The organism is Ligilactobacillus sp. UO.C109, from assembly GCF_026847815.1.
Lineage (GTDB): Bacteria > Bacillota > Bacilli > Lactobacillales > Lactobacillaceae > Ligilactobacillus > Ligilactobacillus salivarius.
This window is the reverse complement of record NZ_JAPSFH010000034.1, coordinates 83,507-100,606: the sequence shown is the minus strand read 5'-3', so window position 1 is coordinate 100,606 and position 17,100 is coordinate 83,507. Positions and strand designations below refer to the sequence as shown.

The window sequence follows — 17,100 nt, the reverse complement described above, 5'->3', positions numbered from 1 at the left end:
GTATTCTACATACTCTTTAGGCACACGTCAAGAATTAAATCTTAATCTTGATTTTCTTCATCAAGATCTGCGTCAGAAAATTCTGTTAATTGACCTTCAATTCCGTCAGCTAATTCATCTTCTGAATCATCGCCATCATCAATATCATCTAAATCTTTAGTATATTGTTTTAATTCATGACTACCTTCATCGTCGTCATCATCTTCATCATCATAATCATTGTCAAGATCTTCATCTTCTGGATCATCGTCATCATAGTCGATAACATCATCATCATCAGAAACATCGGCCAAGAAGGCGTTAACTTTCTTACGTTTCTTACGTGGACGTTCCTCGTCTTCTTCGTCTTCGCCATGAACGAGTGCTTCGTCAATGGAATCATATGGATACCATGAACGTAACCCCCAAACATTGTCCCCTAATGAAATGAAGCTACCATCAATATTCAAATCTGTATAGAATTGTGCTAGACGGTCACGGATCTCTTCATCAGACTTACCAAGATAGACTTGGATTTCGTTAGTTAAATCAACAAATGCCATTGTTTCGCCACGTTGATGTAGAATCTCGTGGGCTACTTCAATCATAGACAATTCATCTTTATTTGCATCTTTGAATTTTTCAAGCTCCAAACTGGTACACGTCCTTTCAAACAGTTTACTCTTCATACTACAATATTAAGCAGTAAATTGCAATCTAATTTTGTATTCCCCAACAATTTTTTCTTGGGAATATAGTAAATAATCTACTTCTACTTTAGCAGAAATTGGCATATCTTTCTTGGAAATATTGATTTTATTGGTCAAAGTTTCAATTGGGATTACCCCATATGGTGTTTTATATGTGGTTGATACTCTCTTTTGACTAGCGAAATATAATCGCATCTTCATCTCGCCTTGTTGACGATTTAATTGAACTTCACCATCATCAGTGATCTTAAAGGTTACTGTTGCATCCTCATGTTGATCATGCTTTTCTTGATAGCGCAAATAAATATTTGATCCCATCTTTACATATTGTCCATTAAAAGTTTCTGTATATTTGGACACTTCACCATCTTGTTTACGAATTGTTTCCACTTTTACAACAATAGGTGTTCCATTCTTTAATTCCATATGATCCTTCCTTCAAAGTTAATTATATATTTTGCGATTACATTCAAAAAAGACAACTAACACTTCCAAAATAGAAGTTAAATTGCCCTTTATTCTCTATCTTAAACTAATAAATAGTCCAATAATTTAAACAAAATTTCTTTATTTTCCTTAGGTACTCCATGTTTTATTATATCTTCTGGAGTTTGATGTAATGCATTATTTTGTAGTGCATAATTACCGTCATTCAAAGCTACTTCTCGCACAGAATCTTCATCTTGTTCAAAATGAAATTGCAGACCGACTACATTATCTCCCAATATAAAGCCTTGATTTTTAACTAAATCGCTACTAAATAACAATTTAGCTTCTTGTGGTACCTCAAACATTTCTTCATGCCAATGAAATGCAGTAAAGCTGTCAGGTAGTTCTAATTTAATATCACATTGGCGATAAACTTTTGCCCAACCAACTTCCTTGTACGGCGATTTAGTTACTTTATATCCTAAAGTTTTAGCAATTTGTTGTGCTCCATAACAGAATCCAATAATTGGCTTCTTTCTAGCTAACAGTTCTGCAATTATTTTTCTTTCTTGCACAATCCAATCTAAATCATCATTAGGACTCATAGGTCCACCTAAAATTATTAAAAAATCAATCTCATTTGCTTGTGGCAAAATTCCAAATTGATAAGGATGATAAACATATAACTCATGCTTATGCAAATGAGCATAATCTCTAATCATGCCCAAACCTTCATTAGGAGTGTGTTGCAAAACAGTAATCTTCATGTTTTTCCTTTCTATCGACGGCAAAGTTGGGAGTAGGTTTCGCCTGCAAATACCTATATTTACAAATATATTATAGCTTAGATATTATTTTTTTCAATTTAATTAGTATTTTATGCTAGTATTAATATTGAAATCCATTACATTATATTTAGAACCTAGGAGGCGAATTTTTGATTTCCGATTACAAACATCAAATGTTACCTATGGAGAAAGTTCTTCGTGACCCAATCCATAATTACATTTACATTCAACATCAAGTTATTTTAGATTTAATTAATACTAGAGAATTTCAACGTTTACGTCGTATTCGACAATTAGGAGTCGCAAATTATGTATTTCATGGTGCTGAACATTCTCGTTTTACCCATTCTGTCGGTGTCTATGAAATTACTCGCAAAATTTGTGATTTATTTCAACGTAACTACCCTTCAAAAGAAAAAGGTGATGGACTTTGGGATGATGATGAAAGATTAGTCGCCTTATGTGCAGCACTTTTACATGATGTTGGTCATGGTGCTTATTCACATACTTTTGAACATATTTTTCATACCAATCATGAAAAAATGACGACTGAAATTATTACTTCATCTCACTCTGAAGTTAATGCTGTTTTACGCAAAGTGGCTCCCGATTTTCCAGAAAAAGTTGCGAGCGTTATTGAAAAAAGCTACCCTAATCCTCAAGTTGTTCAAATGATTTCTAGTCAAATTGATGCTGATCGAATGGACTACCTTTTAAGAGATTCTTATTTCACTGGTACAAATTACGGAACTTTTGATCTAACTAGAATTTTAAGGGTTATGAAACCATACTCTGATGGAATTAGCTTTGATATGAGTGGTATGCACGCTGTTGAAGATTACATTGTTAGTCGTTTCCAAATGTATCAACAAGTGTATTTCCACCCTGTATCACGCTCAATTGAAGTTATTCTGAGTCACTTATTAAAACGTGCTAAATATCTTTATAAAAATGGTAAAACAAATTGTCTCGGTCCAACTAATCTACTCTTCCCATTTTTCGAAGGTGATTTTAGTTTGTCAGACTATTTAAAACTTGATGATGGGGTTTTGAACTCGTACTTTTCACTTTGGCAAGATAGCGATGATAAAATTTTGAGTGATCTAGCAGATCGATTCTTAAATCGCAAACCTTTCAAATCTGTAAGAGTTAGCGAAGATACTCGTTACTTGCTCCCTACTCTCAAGAAATTAGTAGCTGATGCTGGATTTGATAGTGAATATTATACAGCTACCAATGATAGTTTTGACTTGCCTTACGACACTTATTCACCATCGCAAAATAAACATCGCACTCAAATAGAACTTATGCAAAAAGATGGCTTATTAATTGAACTATCTCAGGTAAGTAACTTAGTGGCTGCTATTTCTGGTAAAGTCTCTGGCGATGAACGTTTCTTCTTTCCAAAAGAAATGAAATCATCTGAACAGCAATTGGAATTATTCGGTCCAATATATTCTGAATTTCAGAGTTATCTAAAAAATGACACATTAATCAAAAAGTAAAGGATGGAATTAACCATGAGTAAAATTAAAATGATCGCAACTGATATCGATGGAACACTAGTTGATGATGCCAAAAATCTTTCACCTAAGACAATCGACGTTTTAAAAAAAGCAAGAGCTAATGGCATTTATGTTGTCTTATGTACTGGACGTCCGCTAAGTGGCGTCGCTAATCTCCTATCTCAATTAGGTTTAGATAATGATGATAATTTTGTGATTACACACAATGGTGCTCAAGCTGTCAGTGCTAAATCTGGCAAGGCTATTTTTAAACATTTATTAGACTTTTCTGATTTCAAGCGCCTTGAGGCTATTAGTAAGGAACTAAAAGTTAATATGCAAACCATTACTACTGATTCTCAAATGTTTGTTACTTCTCCTGATATTAATTATTATTCTGTTTTAGATACTTTCTATACACATATGCAGCTGAAGTATCGTCCTGTAACAGAAATACCTGAAGATATTGAAATTGCTAAAATTATGTGGGCAGATTATCCAGAAAATATCGATTCAGCTCTCCCAAACTTGCCAAAAGACTTACGTGATAAATTTGATTGTATTCGCAGTGAAAAATGGTTCTTTGAATTTATGAATCCATTAGCAACCAAGGGAAATGCTGTTATTGAATTAGGTAAACATTTAGGTATAAGTGCTGATGAAATTTTAACAGCTGGTGATCAAAATAATGATCTTTCCATGATTGAAAAAGGCGGACTTAGTATTGCGATGGGAAATGCAATCGATACAATTAAAGAAAAAGCTGATTATATCACTGATACAAATAATAACGATGGTTTAGCAAAGGCTATTGAACAATTTATTTTTAATAATTAGCTATTGACTTGTAGCTAACTTCACCTTGTATAGTAAGAGTAATAATTATTAGGATGTGATTACATGTTACTACTAGCTTTAATTCCTGTTTTTATGGGAAGTGGACTAGCTATTCAAACTGCAATTAATTCCAGACTAGGTAGTGTATCTGGCTCTTCCTTTCTTGCTTCAATGGTTTCATTTGTAATTGGAGCTATCTTTTTAAATGTCCTGCTCATACTTACAGGTACTTCTCCTTTAGTAAATATGACCACAATTACTAGCAACCCTTGGTGGATTTGGCTAGGTGGTGTTTTAGGAGTAGTTGGACTAACTACTAATATCTTACTTTTTCCAAAATTAGGTAGTGTGCAAACTGCTGTATTACCTATCTTTGGTCAAATTGTCATGGGGCAAATTATTGATCAATTTGGTTTATTTGAATCTCCAATTTCTAAATTCACTTTTATTAAAATGGTAGGTCTATTATTAGTAGCAGGTGGTATGTTACTAGCAACTGGTGCTTTTATGCCTAAAGATAAAATGGCTAAAAAACAACACCATTTACTACCTTATCAATTATTAGGAATTTTTGCCGGTGTGCTAATGGCTACTCAAACTGCTATAAATGGTCATTTAGGCGTTATTCTAAAGTCATCATTACATGCTGCGATGATTTCATTTACAGTTGGTGCTGTATTGCTAATAGTTATTGTGCTAATCCTTCCTGTACAGATTTCAAATTTAAAGTTAGCTTACCAAAATTTTAGTAAGCAATGGTGGCTTTGGATTGGAGGATTTTTAGGTGCCATATACGTTTTAGGATGCGCTTGGTTAGTTCCACAAATTGGTACTGGTCAAGTAATTGTATTAGTATTATTCGGGCAGCTTTTCTTCAGTGCAATTATTGATCAATGGGGCCTACTTCATTCCAAGGTTAATCCTATTAATCTAATGAGAATCTTAGGCCTTATTACTATGTTTATTGGTGTAGTCGTACTGCACTTTATCTAGATATTAAAAAGACTGATAATCTATAAAAATTAAAATAGATTATCAGTCTTTTGTTATTAGCTATGATTTAAAATTTATAATTTATATCATCGTATTTAGCATCACTTTGTTGGTTGGCTAAATCTTCGCTTGGATAATAAACATAATCTGTAAGATCATTTGCCCCAAAACCGTAGAGAACAAGTGGTACTTTTTGTCCGTTAATTTCTTCTTCATGTGTAAAGAAATGTTCACCACCGCCTTGAAGTTGATACCAGCCTCTCATGCTGATACCATTAGCGCCTATATTACCAGCACTTCTCCATTCTTCCTTACTTTGACGTTCAGATTCACTGACATCAGAAGGCGTATCTTTAGTTCTTTTATATAAAACAGCATGGTTTGTTTCGCCATCTGCACTAATAAGTGTAATTTCATGTTCAGAAATCACTAATTTTTTCATTCCATCTTCGCCTTTAGAATACCATGTTCCTCTCATCGCTTCTGGCGTAGTCACATATCCTTCGCCATCTCCGGAACTTTGAGTACTACTGCTTGATGATACTTTTGGCTTTTCAACATGAGTAGCTTTACCATCAAAGATGTTCACGAAATTTTCTCTAAGTGATTTATTCTTAGTTTCACTCCAGTTATTCCCACTGCCTTCATTTACTAGAACAATAGGTTCACCATCAGCTAAAGTAAATGCGTAAGTTATACTAGAACTTGAAGATTTATTGTAGTTATAGATAGCTACAACATTGTAATCATTCTTACCTGTTCCTTTTTTATCCCATGCCATTGAAATATTTTGTCCATTTACTGTAGCACTATTAAAATCTTGAGGATAATTCATTCCCGAAGCCGTTTGAATATTATTGGTTCCATCATACTTTGTATAGGTTTGGTTCATAACCTCTCCCCATTGCTTCATAAAATCTTCTAGATGGCTATCCTTATCATTATTCCATAAAGAACCTGATTTCTTCTTAGCTACACCTTTTTGACTTTTTTTACTTGATGATTGTTTAACAACTTTAACCTTAGAAGTTACATTTGACTTCTTACTAGAATTAGATCCACAACCAGTCAATATGAGTAACGAACTTAGTATGACTGAACTAATGATAGTGAGTTTTTTCATAGCAATCTTTCCTTTTCTATAGTATCCACTTCCATTATATCAAATCTAACTATCACTCAGTCTCTAATTTTTTAATATCAACAATCTGCCACAGTAGTTTATTTTTCTTTTGCTTAATCTTTTGGGTTACCTTCACTTTATCATCATTTTGTAAATGATATTCTTCAACCATCCATGCTGGAATACGTTTATTTTCATAATCTGTCACAATGAGATCTCTATTATCCCAAGGATCCAAACCTTGCTTATAAACACCCTCATAATTTTGGATAAACTTCACTTTAAATGTATAATCTGTAGTTTCTTCTACATCGCCCACCAATTCAAAGCGTGGTTTCATTCCAGCTTTTTTCACTTTCTTAGGTACCAATCTAGCAAAATAACATTCATATAAGCTTATTTTTTTCAGCAATTCTTCGTCAATAATAATTCCTTCAACTTTTTTGCCATTTTTATCTAAAACAACAATATCAATGAATTTCTTTCCATCCGAACCAACAACATAAAAATTACGCTTTTCTATTTTTTCATTGAATTTCTGCTCAATCATCTTAGTAAATTTACGATAAAATTTTTGATTACTTTTAGGCAATTGAGTTTCTACATACCAAGGAAGATTTCCAAACTTAGCCTTATATTCTTTGTCCTTAATCTTAGATAATTCAAACTTAATTGGACCATAGTATTCTGGATTTTTAGCTGCGATTAAATATTCTATGACTTCTTTTCTAACTTCATCGCTATCACCTTTAGTCTTTAAGAATTCAAATAAAGCTGCTATTCTAAGCTCACTATCATCTTTTACAAAATCTGCATAAGCTTTCCATAGCCAACTATTACCTCTATCAGTTACCAAGAATTTATCGAATGCTTTATCAGCTTCTTCATCAAAGTCATGATCCAATAAAATCTTGCAATAATAGTATCCAATCCATTTATTTTCCTTATAGTTTTCAAAAACTACACTGCCTAATTTATCGATAATAACTTGTATTTGTTGTTTAGTTAGAGAAGCGGATTTTTCTTTAGCTAATTTCAAGAATATCCTTAAAAACTCTCCAACAGCTTTATTACTAGTATAAACTTTCCTCACTTCAGAAAGTTTCTCTAGCCATAAATCCAAACTCGCTAAAATATCCGTATTTGTTCTTGATACTGCTGCATAATAACTACTCAATAATTTTGAAAAGTCGCTTGGATAAGGGCGAGATGGATCATCAGGATTCTCTACTTCTTTAAAATTCTCAGCTACAAATGACTCATCATTCGATAGTACCCAAGTCATTAATCTGAGGTATTCTTTAGGGTTGCTGATATTAAATTTAGTAATTACTAAAGCCTTGTTAAATTCTGTGACTTTATTTTCAAAGATTGTTACTGGCAATTCAGCTATTAATGTATCTGTTAAATTCTCTAATTCCTTAGAAGTAGTTTTATACACGATATAGATTATATTCTCACCAATACTTTCACGTACCAAGTCATCGTTATATGATAACTGTTCCTTTTTCTTCAAAAAGCTACCATATTCTTGAATTAAATGTTTTTTATCTTGCCTATATTCCACATATCCATAAATTCGAATAAAATCATTAATCAAGTTCTTGCCATAATGTCCTCTATATTCTCGTAATCTTTTCGTCTTCTCCAAAGCAAAGATTTCAAGCACTACCTTTAAGTATCTTTCTATACTATCTGATCTATTACATAGTGATTTTGCGTAGCCTTGCATAATCTGGATAATTTTACTTGCATACTCTTTGTCTTCCATCACATTTTTAGTAGGCGACAAATAATCATCAGGTATTTTGCTAAAATCTAATACTTTTTCTACTAGATAAATATATCCATTTTCTCTTTTAGTAATCTCAGCTTTATTATTACCCAATTGGTAGTATTTAATCTGTGATAAGACCAGAATCAACTCAAATGGTGTTCCAGAAAAATGTTCTCTATCTATTTCTCTAACAACCAACTTACAACATCTATCAATTGCTGCATAGTCTTTGGATTTATATTTTTCCCAAATGACCGCTATCAACATTATTCCTAGAACTTTCCCCATATAAATATAATTATCTTTATACTTTGAATAGAAATTCAAAACTTCATTCATAATAGTTTGGATATCAGCATGTAAAAAATGCTCACTTCTTACATAACAGCTTATTAAATCGCCTAAAAAGCCACTTATCCCTACCATTTGATTTTTTCCGGAATAATAGTTATCGGTACTTGTTAATTCGCTATCCCAATCAGATAAATTAAATTCTTGATTTACAAAAAATGTAAATGAGGTTGTCACTAACTTATGTAATTCATCCCATTTTTCTTGCTTACTAAGTTCCCAAGCTTTACTTATTATTTGTGCTTGCGTGAGTTTTATATACAATGAGAAATATCCAATTTCATAATCATCAGAGAACATAGTCTTTTGAATCTCGTAGTTTTCTTGAACAATTCTCATGTATTTCGTAAACTCACTATCAGCTTTTAGAAAATCATACAATACCCATGCTGCAGATGCAGTTACATCTAGGTTATTTTGTTGTGCCAATTTGCATACATTGTAAGCTTCCACTAGCCTACCATCTTTTCTTAAAAAACTAATCGCATCATTTAATCCATCAACATCGCGAACTGCTATCATTTTTTCAACATCATTCATTGTCCGCACTTCCTCTAAAATTTGGATTTATCTTCTTAAATTCTGCCCCAATCAACTCTAATTTATCAGCTATTTCTACCTTGCTACGAAGTGTTGCTTTAGTCCAAAATTTTCGACTATTATAATATGCTTGCATGACATAGTTGTTATTTTCAACATCACTTAGATAAATCAAAACAAAATATTGTTTTTCAAAATTTCTATCATCGATATTAGTAACAACTAAACCATTATTTTCAGAAATTTCTTCCACCTTATCTACTAAGCGAGCAATCTTTTCATCATTAAATTGATACTCTTCAATCTTAGTTGCCATTTCTCTTTCTTTTTCAAGATTCTTCTTTTTGCCAATAAATTCATTTGAGATATCAAAGTTACCAAATAAACTGGTTGCGTTAAATACTAATACATTCTTTATCGCTCTTGATAAAGCTGTATAAGTCCAACGTAAACTAGATTCATCTAATCCATTTCTGTCAGTAAAATCTACATATACATCATTCCATTCATTTCCTTGAACTTTATGACCAGTCATCGCATAAGCATATTTCACTTGGATACTATTATAAAATTTATCCTGATAAATCTTGTCTAGTAGTTGATATCTTTCACATTCATTTTTAGGATCACAAATCGGATGTTTTCTCAAAAGTTCTCTTATCCTATCCTTATCTGATACAGATAATCCACTTTTTCCAACATTTGCTAATTTCTTTATGGCTGTTTCCCAGTATTCATTATTACTTTTAATATGACGACAATGTTCTTCTGGAGTTTCTGTAATTCCCATACGTTCTTCAGCATCGTAAAATAGTGCTGTCCTCTCATCTGATGAAAGTTGAGAGTCATCTGAATTTAGAACATTTTCTAATAAGTAGCTCACATACTCTTTTCCTGTTCGTTCTAAACGATATTTAACCTTTACATAAGACAAAGTTACATCTTGGTTATTAACTCTTACATTACTTGACTTTCGATCATAGGTTGCGATTATTTCAGCAATATCTCCAGTGAAAAAGTCCTCATTGAACTCATTACTTGCAGCATCCATTACAAGTAAATCATATTGATTTTTAGAAAATACTACTAAATCACCACTACTAATCGGTGCATCTTCCATATTTTGAAGTTTTCTACGGATCAATTTATTATATTCTTGAGCTGCTCTAGTTGAATAAGTTACTACTACCTTATTTCTCTTATTGTCACGATTAAATTGCCCAGCAATCTTTTGTTTCTTTTCTTCCTTGCTCCAATCAGCTTCATCAATATTTCTAACATTGCCAGTATTCTTAAATTCATAGGGTATTATTTTTTGATGATTTTCTACACTAGTAATCAATTCGGCATATTTATCTATACCTCTAGCTAGTTCCCCATGCATACGATATTGGGTTTTCAATTCGTATTTCATAGTATTTAAGCCTAACTCTTCAAAATAAGTTTGCTTTAAAGCTTTAGCACTAGTATCTCTAATTGGTAATAATTGATATTCATCGCCAATAAATATTATTTTGACATTACCTTTTTCAAAAATCTGAGTAGAAGTCAACAAGTCCGTTAATAATTTTCCAGAACCAAAATGCAAATTTCCCCTATTGTTTTCTTCATCAGAAATGTAAGAAGCATCGTCTATAATAAAAACATTCTTATCTTCTTGTTTATTCAATTTGAAATCAAATATCAAATTATCCCCATCATCAATATTTTTTGTTGCTCTTCGATAGATTTTACGATAGATAGTTTGACAATCTTGTTCTGGAATTTGAGGAAAGTTTTGTTTGATTAGACCTACAGATTGACCCGTAGGAGATAAGATCTGTGCTTGAGAATATTCAGATTCATTATTCTTATTTACTAATTCATAAATTTTTCCAGCTAAAGTCGACTTTCCACTACCAGCTCGCCCAGATACTATTAATACCTGCGTATTACTCTTTAAAAAATTCTCTACTACTTGCAACGCTTCTTTTTCAAATTTCTCGTTATCCATAGTTTCACTCATTTCTCTTTACGATTTCCTCAGCACTTTTTATTTGCTGATTTATCCATTCTTTAAATGATATCTCATCTTTTGAATCTTCATCATCTTGCTTTTCTTCTCTATTAACAACTTTTTCAGCTAAACTTATTTGCTTTTCTATCCACTCGTCAAATGTTAATTCAGGCTCATCTGAAATTCTAGGCTTCTTTAAGTTGTGAACTGTTCTTTCTTCACTCGTAACTTTTAACTCTATATCTTGTACATTTTTTCCTTTTTGTACCCAAGATACTTTACCATTACTTGCAATAGTTAAAACATCAATGCTTCCACCTACTGTTTGATTATTGTCAAAAAAGTTACGCCTAATCATAGTAGCTAAAACTAATTGTTTAGCAAAATTAGCCACTTTATCTAAGGTTAAACCATTAATGTATGCTCGATAAAATTTGTTATAGTAATCATCAACTGTTCTTTGAAATGCTTTTGTTATTTCAATAGTATCCGCACCTTGATATTTCATATACAACTTATCATAAAAGGCATCGCTAACTTTTCTATCTACCCCTAACAATAAAGCATCGGCACCATCACTTTGGGCAAATTTATATAAATTACTATAATTAGGAGAACTTGATATTTCCTTTATTGAGAAAATTTTACTATCTAAAACACCATATAATTCACTATTCCATAATGAACAATAATTTTCTTTCTTGCCTTTTCCTGCTAATACAATTCCTGTCGTATAAAAATTGGATACAGTTTGACTAACTAGCATATAATACGCATACTCTAGTTCTTCAGTCGTATACTTATTATCTTCACTAATCAAAAACTGACTCATTCGATCTTGATTCATGAATTTCTGAAACTCTTGAAAAGTATAGGGTATTTTTTCTTCTTGAATTTCTTTTTTTACTTCAATCAGATTTCCTAATAAATCTTGAGTTTTGTAGGTGCTATGTAAGTTGTTCAATATATCTTCTAGTTTCTGCTTAATATATTGCTCATATTCTCTGTTTGCTGATTTAATCAGATATTCTTTAAATAGCTGGACATATTCTGTAAATTTATCTAATGGCTCTTCACCTAAGTATTGGTTAAACCCTTCAACAATTGATTGTATTTTTTGACCATTGATTGTAGCATTTCCATAAAACATAATAGCTACACTATGCTTCGATGATAGCTTAAATATTTTTTGACCAGTTATATAATATTTTCGGGAGCTATGGTCTTGCATTGTTAGACTACTATCAGCAGCCAGAACTACTCCATAACCATTTGTTATTCCTAATTCCGCAGTCATAGTCTAACCCCCTATTTGCCAATTAACACTATCTCTTAGAACCTCATTGTATAATCTATTTCTAGGAAATTGTGGATGCTTAGCACAATAACTCAATTGCTTTTCTATCAATTTTTGAGCATAATTTCTTGCCCAACGTGCATTAGACTTTTTGTCATCTGGAATTTGATCATAAAGGTTGATCGCTACTGCTTTTACATATTTTTCATTAAACTCTATTTTGTTCTTCTTTAAAATGTTAACCACTATTTGAGCTACAACCTGGGGCTTATATGATTCAAAAATTATTTTATGTTGGAATCTGGAAGCCAATCCTGGATCAAATTTCAAAAATTCTTCCATTTCTTTAGTATATCCTGCAATAATTGCGATAAACTTTTCTCCGTCATTTTCTAGTCGAGGTACAAAAGCCTGAATAACTTGTTTTCCTTTGTCATAAGGATCCTCTTTATTATAAAGTTGATGAGCTTCATCAATGAAAAGTACTCCACCTAAAGCAGAATCTACTTTTTCATTGATTTTTCCACTTAAATCACCAACCCATTTACCTTCTAATTCATTACGTTTAGTTTCAATTACAGTTGTATTTTCTAAAATACCTAGTGCATAGAATAAGCGTGCAACTATTCTAGCAACCGTCGTTTTACCAGTTCCAGGTGGTCCTTCAAAAATCATATGATGTCTTCTGGATAATTCCATATTTCCAATATTTGCCTGCGAAACTTCCACTGCCTCACAAATCTCATGAATTTGTTGCTTCACATTATCCAATCCTTGTAGACTATCTAATTCATCTAAGATTTGCTTAACTAGCTTAGGATTATATACACTTGTGGCATCTAAGATGGATTTTTTATCAATTACATTCGACATTCTACTGTTTTTAGCAAAACTATTTAATATCTTTTTATTAAAACGTTCAACAACACGCTTGGTCAAATGCTTGCTTTTTTGCACATATGACTTCAATACATTTCCATATAAAATATCATCTTCTAAACTTAGACCTTGATTATATAGGAGACTCTTGCCATAATTGATAGCTTCTTCAATTGTCAAATCTCTAATTACGAAATAATTAGTAAGATTGTTTTTCACTTCTTCTAAAGAATTTATATAGCTAATATTTTCTTCCGTATCTTCTAACAAGATTACTTTTTGACTATCAGCTCTTTCAAGTATTTCCATTATATAGTTTTTATAATCGATCTTATATCCGCGTCTATCTTCAGGTAAATCTCCACCAAAGGCAGACTTAGCATCTTGAATTATTATAAATGCATTATTTTCTACACTTTCCAGATATTCATACTGATCAGGCATAATATAAGTCTTATCGCCAAAACTAGGATTAAGCACCTTAATGAGTTTATATAAGATATCTAAAAAAACTTCTGACTGTTCTTTTCCATTAGAAACTAAACAAATATTTATATCTATACTTTGAGAAACACTACTATTGCTAAACTTATGAATTACCTTATTTAAATAATCAATAACTTCATCTCTCAAATTATTATCGGAATATTCATTATTAAAAGCCTCTATATATTTTGTCGTATATGGGTATATACTGCAGAATATTCTTTGTTTTTCCGTCATTTTTTCCATTAATTGTTCACCCCTAACTCTTTTTCTATTACTATCGGTTCATCTAATAAAGAAAATTTTACTAGCTTTACTTTATTTGCTTGTAAATCTTCCCCTACCTGTGCTATTTCTAACTGGCGATGTATCCCATATACATTGAATAAAAAGTCACTGATATCATCTAAACTCTTATTTCTTAAAATTTCTTGTGAGATATTATATTCATTTTGAGCAATTTCAGATAATGAACTTGTAGCTTGTAATAGATTAGGATTATTACTATTATTCAAATTCCAGTAAAAATCATCCATAAAAGTTTGAGAAATGCCACCAATCATAATTTCAGTTGCTTCAGATTTTTCAAGATTGATAATACCCTTACCTATCTGTTGAACACTAGCTAATAATTTATTATTTTCTGTTACTCCATATAATCTATAACTTGTTGCACTAATACTGGTTTCGTCATTGCCCACACCTACAAGACAAATTCCCATATAATCTTGCAAATTCTTTCTAGGATATAAATAGGCATCCTTAACAATTTCAACTAATTTATTAAAACTTTCTTGATCAATGGAGATTTGATTTTGATTTAAAAAGTTAATTAGTTCATTAATCAAAATTGGAGTAGTTTCTTCATTTACTTGTTTATCAATTGATAACGTGCTATATACTCGGTTAATATTTTCTACCAAACTTTGTATTCCGCCATTTAAGGTTAGGTTATTTAAAGCTGTCCAGATTATTCTTTGAATATAGATATCTTTTCTATAGTTATCTTTTAAACTTCTTAGATATTCTTCAAATCTAAGTGTACATTCTTTAAACGTGGCTATTGGTTGGTTAACTCTCATCTGAAATCCTTTTATCAGATTGTCCCAAACTAATCCATCTAATTCATATTTTCCAAAAGAAACTAAGTATATTTTGGTTTCTTTGTTTAATTGAATTATTTTATGTTCAGCTTTATTTCGTTTAGTATCAATATTATCAACTATAATAATTGCCCCTTCATCTTTAGTAACAATTGTTGAATACGCCATAATTATCACATCCTGTCCATATAAAAAAGCATAAAACTAGATAAGAAAACCCCATCTAATTTTATGCTTTACTTACTATTCGATTTTCTTATCAGATAACTTAGAGTAAACTCTTCATTTTTATATAATTTCAGCATCTTATTAATGCTGATTAACTGTACTAACCTAGTTCAAATTCTACTCTTGACAAGAAAATTTTGTCAATATTTCCAGAGAATTTTATGTCCGTTTGACTTTCTTCCCCATCATATAAGTTGTTATCCAAATGACTAAGATTATTGAAATCGATGAGAATAAAACTTCCATTGATTCTGCTACAAATATTTTGGAATTTAAGTAATATCCAAATGTCGCATCTAATTTATATAGCAAGATGAACAATGCTAAATCTCCACCAAACATTCCAAAAAATAAAGTGTTAAATGTCATACCCATAATTTGTAATCCTATATTTCGTCCACTTGTGTATAAAGCTGGTAAAGTTATGTCTGGTTGTTGTTCAATTATTTCATCTAAACCACTTGCAATAGCAATCGCAGCTTCTGCAATTGCTCCTAAAGTACTCAAGATCATAGTTGAAATTACGATACTTTCAAAATTTACTCCGATTAATAAATTAAAAGCTTCTATTTCTTCAGATTGTTCCGGACTAAAGCCTTGAATTCCAACTAGTTTAATGAAAGGAACCATAACTACAACAACTATCGCTAATGAAATCAAAGTAGCTCCAAACGCTATATTAGTGGTTTTTTCATCGCTATTTCCCATATAAATAGTAACAGCTAAAATCGCTATTCCTGCAAAAATAGTTGTCCACAAAGCTGGTACCCCAATTGAAATAAAAATTACAGTTAGAAATAAAAGTATGAAGTTTAATGCTACGCTAGAAAAAGAGGCTAATCCTCTTTTTCCACCAACTATCCACATTAGTATGAATAAAATTATTGTTAGTAATGTAATTGTACTCATTTTTCGCCACCACCTAATACTAATGAACTCAGTAAACTAGCTGATGGAATAACTAGCGTAATCCCTATTCCACTAATTAAGCTTTGAATAATTCCCAATGACATTGTCCATTCAAATGTATATGCAATTGAATTTCCAGTCCTGAAGAATAAGACTGCCATTGTTACTGTTTCAGCAAAAAAGATTAATAACAAAACATTTACCAAAGGTCCCATTATTGATTTTCCAACATTTTGTCCTGAAATAAATAATTGTTTTCTAGAAATTTCAGGTTGAGTACGTTTCATTTCAAATAATGTTGATACAATATCCGTTGCTGCATCCATAACAGCTCCTAGTAATCCAATTACAGTCGCTGCTAGAAATAATTGTTTTGGTGACTGAGTAGCAAAGTCTAAAGCTTCATAATGTACTCCCTTGTCATTGGTTACCTGCATCGCTACTACTCCAATTACCATCGCTAAAGTTGTTCCGATAAATATCGATCCAAAGGTTACTAAAAATTGCCGATTGAAACCTATTACTAATATTAAAGACAAAGCAAGGAAAATTACTGCAACTGTAGCAAATATCCAAAAGAAATTATTGATATTCCACTTAACATCTAGTTGTACACATAATAGAAAAATTATGAAATTTAAAATAACACTTATTAGCGATGTAAATCCTCGAATTTGTGTAACTAAGAATAGTAGTACTACTACCGCCCAACATAACATTATTAAGTAAACATCTCGTTTATAATTATTTATCATTGCCATCAATTTACCGTCTGACTTTTCAAACTTTATGAAAACTTTTTGTCCGCGGTAAAATCTCTGATCATATCCGCCTGATTTAGAAAAAGTATTCTTGGCTGTTAACACTTCTCCTTTTCTATGACCATTAAGAACTTTCACTTTTAAAGTTTGTTCCGTCGTCATATCCTTATTTTTATATGTATCTTCTGTTTTAGTTGCTTTTGTATTTGTTACACTCACAATTTGAGCAACTGGATCTTTATATAAAAAAGCATCATTATCAACAAAAAAATAGATAAGAATACCACTTAAAATTATTAATAGCCATTCTATTAAATATTTTTTCTTTACTCTCATCAACTCTACACCTCTCAATCTTTACTAACGTACCACTTTTTATTTCTCAGAAAAAGAATCTGAATTAAACTTT

At 31.5% G+C, this 17,100-nt stretch carries 14 protein-coding genes; 3 read left to right on the top strand and 11 right to left on the bottom strand.

The genetic code is table 11. The features are described 5' to 3' along the window. Positions 1 to 41 precede the first annotated feature (41 nt). The 3 genes from rpoE to OZJ21_RS09155 all read right to left on the bottom strand — a co-directional run bounded on the left by rpoE (position 42) and on the right by OZJ21_RS09155 (position 1,885). On the bottom strand, positions 42 to 632 hold the full coding sequence (gene rpoE, locus OZJ21_RS09165; protein WP_268857723.1) for a DNA-directed RNA polymerase subunit delta: 591 nt from the start codon (positions 630 to 632) through the stop codon (positions 42 to 44). 45 nt (positions 633 to 677) lie between these two features. After that, positions 678 to 1,115: a DUF1934 domain-containing protein gene (locus OZJ21_RS09160; protein WP_003701995.1), complete on the bottom strand. Its 438-nt coding sequence runs from the start codon at positions 1,113 to 1,115 to the stop codon at positions 678 to 680. Positions 1,116 to 1,216: 101 nt separating this feature from the next. Then, positions 1,217 to 1,885: a type 1 glutamine amidotransferase gene (locus OZJ21_RS09155; RefSeq protein WP_003708379.1), complete on the bottom strand. Its 669-nt coding sequence runs from the start codon at positions 1,883 to 1,885 to the stop codon at positions 1,217 to 1,219. A gap of 194 nt (positions 1,886 to 2,079) precedes the next feature. Here OZJ21_RS09155 and OZJ21_RS09150 point away from each other — a divergent pair, with 194 nt between their 5' ends. From OZJ21_RS09150 to OZJ21_RS09140, 3 genes are all read left to right on the top strand, one after another. Further along, complete coding sequence (locus OZJ21_RS09150) at positions 2,080 to 3,411, top strand: HD domain-containing protein (RefSeq protein WP_274609035.1); 1,332 nt, start codon at positions 2,080 to 2,082, stop codon at positions 3,409 to 3,411. A gap of 15 nt (positions 3,412 to 3,426) precedes the next feature. Then, the gene (locus OZJ21_RS09145; RefSeq protein WP_268857721.1) at positions 3,427 to 4,248 is read left to right on the top strand and encodes a Cof-type HAD-IIB family hydrolase; all 822 of its coding nucleotides are present in this window, start codon (positions 3,427 to 3,429) and stop codon (positions 4,246 to 4,248) included. A 63-nt stretch (positions 4,249 to 4,311) separates the two neighbouring features. Next, positions 4,312 to 5,241 carry a DMT family transporter gene (locus tag OZJ21_RS09140; RefSeq protein ID WP_268857720.1) on the top strand — a complete coding sequence of 310 codons (930 nt, stop codon included), beginning with the start codon at positions 4,312 to 4,314 and terminating at the stop codon, positions 5,239 to 5,241. 67 nt (positions 5,242 to 5,308) lie between these two features. On the opposite strand, the gene OZJ21_RS09135 is transcribed toward OZJ21_RS09140, so the two are convergent. The 8 genes from OZJ21_RS09135 to OZJ21_RS09100 all read right to left on the bottom strand — a co-directional run bounded on the left by OZJ21_RS09135 (position 5,309) and on the right by OZJ21_RS09100 (position 17,027). Continuing rightward, positions 5,309 to 6,364 (bottom strand): DUF4767 domain-containing protein, encoded by a 1,056-nt coding sequence (locus OZJ21_RS09135; protein WP_268857719.1) that lies wholly within the window; start codon positions 6,362 to 6,364, stop codon positions 5,309 to 5,311. 52 nt (positions 6,365 to 6,416) lie between these two features. After that, complete coding sequence (locus OZJ21_RS09130; protein WP_268857718.1) at positions 6,417 to 9,032, bottom strand: DUF7017 domain-containing protein; 2,616 nt, start codon at positions 9,030 to 9,032, stop codon at positions 6,417 to 6,419. Beyond that, entirely contained in the window at positions 9,025 to 11,037 is a 2,013-nt protein-coding gene (locus OZJ21_RS09125; protein ID WP_268857717.1) for an ATP-dependent helicase, read from the bottom strand. The genes OZJ21_RS09130 and OZJ21_RS09125 overlap by 8 nt, the downstream gene beginning before the upstream one ends. After that, the gene (locus OZJ21_RS09120; protein ID WP_268857716.1) at positions 11,030 to 12,325 is read right to left on the bottom strand and encodes a hypothetical protein; all 1,296 of its coding nucleotides are present in this window, start codon (positions 12,323 to 12,325) and stop codon (positions 11,030 to 11,032) included. The genes OZJ21_RS09125 and OZJ21_RS09120 overlap by 8 nt, the downstream gene beginning before the upstream one ends. Positions 12,326 to 12,328: 3 nt before the next feature. Continuing rightward, positions 12,329 to 13,936 (bottom strand): AAA family ATPase, encoded by a 1,608-nt coding sequence (locus tag OZJ21_RS09115; RefSeq protein ID WP_255820126.1) that lies wholly within the window; start codon positions 13,934 to 13,936, stop codon positions 12,329 to 12,331. After that, complete coding sequence (locus tag OZJ21_RS09110; protein WP_268857715.1) at positions 13,936 to 14,961, bottom strand: hypothetical protein; 1,026 nt, start codon at positions 14,959 to 14,961, stop codon at positions 13,936 to 13,938. Before OZJ21_RS09110 ends, OZJ21_RS09115 begins: the two co-directional genes overlap by 1 nt. Before the next feature lie 219 nt (positions 14,962 to 15,180). Continuing rightward, a complete protein-coding gene (locus tag OZJ21_RS09105) occupies positions 15,181 to 15,930 on the bottom strand; it encodes a YibE/F family protein (RefSeq protein ID WP_003704825.1) in 750 nt (249 codons plus the stop codon). Beyond that, positions 15,927 to 17,027 (bottom strand): YibE/F family protein, encoded by a 1,101-nt coding sequence (locus tag OZJ21_RS09100; protein WP_268857714.1) that lies wholly within the window; start codon positions 17,025 to 17,027, stop codon positions 15,927 to 15,929. The genes OZJ21_RS09105 and OZJ21_RS09100 overlap by 4 nt, the downstream gene beginning before the upstream one ends. Positions 17,028 to 17,100: the final 73 nt, after the last annotated feature.

Coding starts and splice junctions, on each gene's coding strand:
- OZJ21_RS09160 (WP_003701995.1), bottom strand. CDS start 1,115: ATGGAATTAAAGAATGGAACACCTATTGTTGTAAAAGTGGAAACAATT.
- OZJ21_RS09155 (WP_003708379.1), bottom strand. CDS start 1,885: ATGAAGATTACTGTTTTGCAACACACTCCTAATGAAGGTTTGGGCATG.
- OZJ21_RS09150 (WP_274609035.1), top strand. CDS start 2,080: ATGTTACCTATGGAGAAAGTTCTTCGTGACCCAATCCATAATTACATT.
- OZJ21_RS09145 (WP_268857721.1), top strand. CDS start 3,427: ATGAGTAAAATTAAAATGATCGCAACTGATATCGATGGAACACTAGTT.
- OZJ21_RS09140 (WP_268857720.1), top strand. CDS start 4,312: ATGTTACTACTAGCTTTAATTCCTGTTTTTATGGGAAGTGGACTAGCT.
- OZJ21_RS09135 (WP_268857719.1), bottom strand. CDS start 6,364: ATGAAAAAACTCACTATCATTAGTTCAGTCATACTAAGTTCGTTACTC.
- OZJ21_RS09130 (WP_268857718.1), bottom strand. CDS start 9,032: ATGAATGATGTTGAAAAAATGATAGCAGTTCGCGATGTTGATGGATTA.
- OZJ21_RS09125 (WP_268857717.1), bottom strand. CDS start 11,037: ATGAGTGAAACTATGGATAACGAGAAATTTGAAAAAGAAGCGTTGCAA.
- OZJ21_RS09120 (WP_268857716.1), bottom strand. CDS start 12,325: ATGACTGCGGAATTAGGAATAACAAATGGTTATGGAGTAGTTCTGGCT.
- OZJ21_RS09115 (WP_255820126.1), bottom strand. CDS start 13,936: ATGGAAAAAATGACGGAAAAACAAAGAATATTCTGCAGTATATACCCA.
- OZJ21_RS09110 (WP_268857715.1), bottom strand. CDS start 14,961: ATGGCGTATTCAACAATTGTTACTAAAGATGAAGGGGCAATTATTATA.
- OZJ21_RS09105 (WP_003704825.1), bottom strand. CDS start 15,930: ATGAGTACAATTACATTACTAACAATAATTTTATTCATACTAATGTGG.
- OZJ21_RS09100 (WP_268857714.1), bottom strand. CDS start 17,027: ATGAGAGTAAAGAAAAAATATTTAATAGAATGGCTATTAATAATTTTA.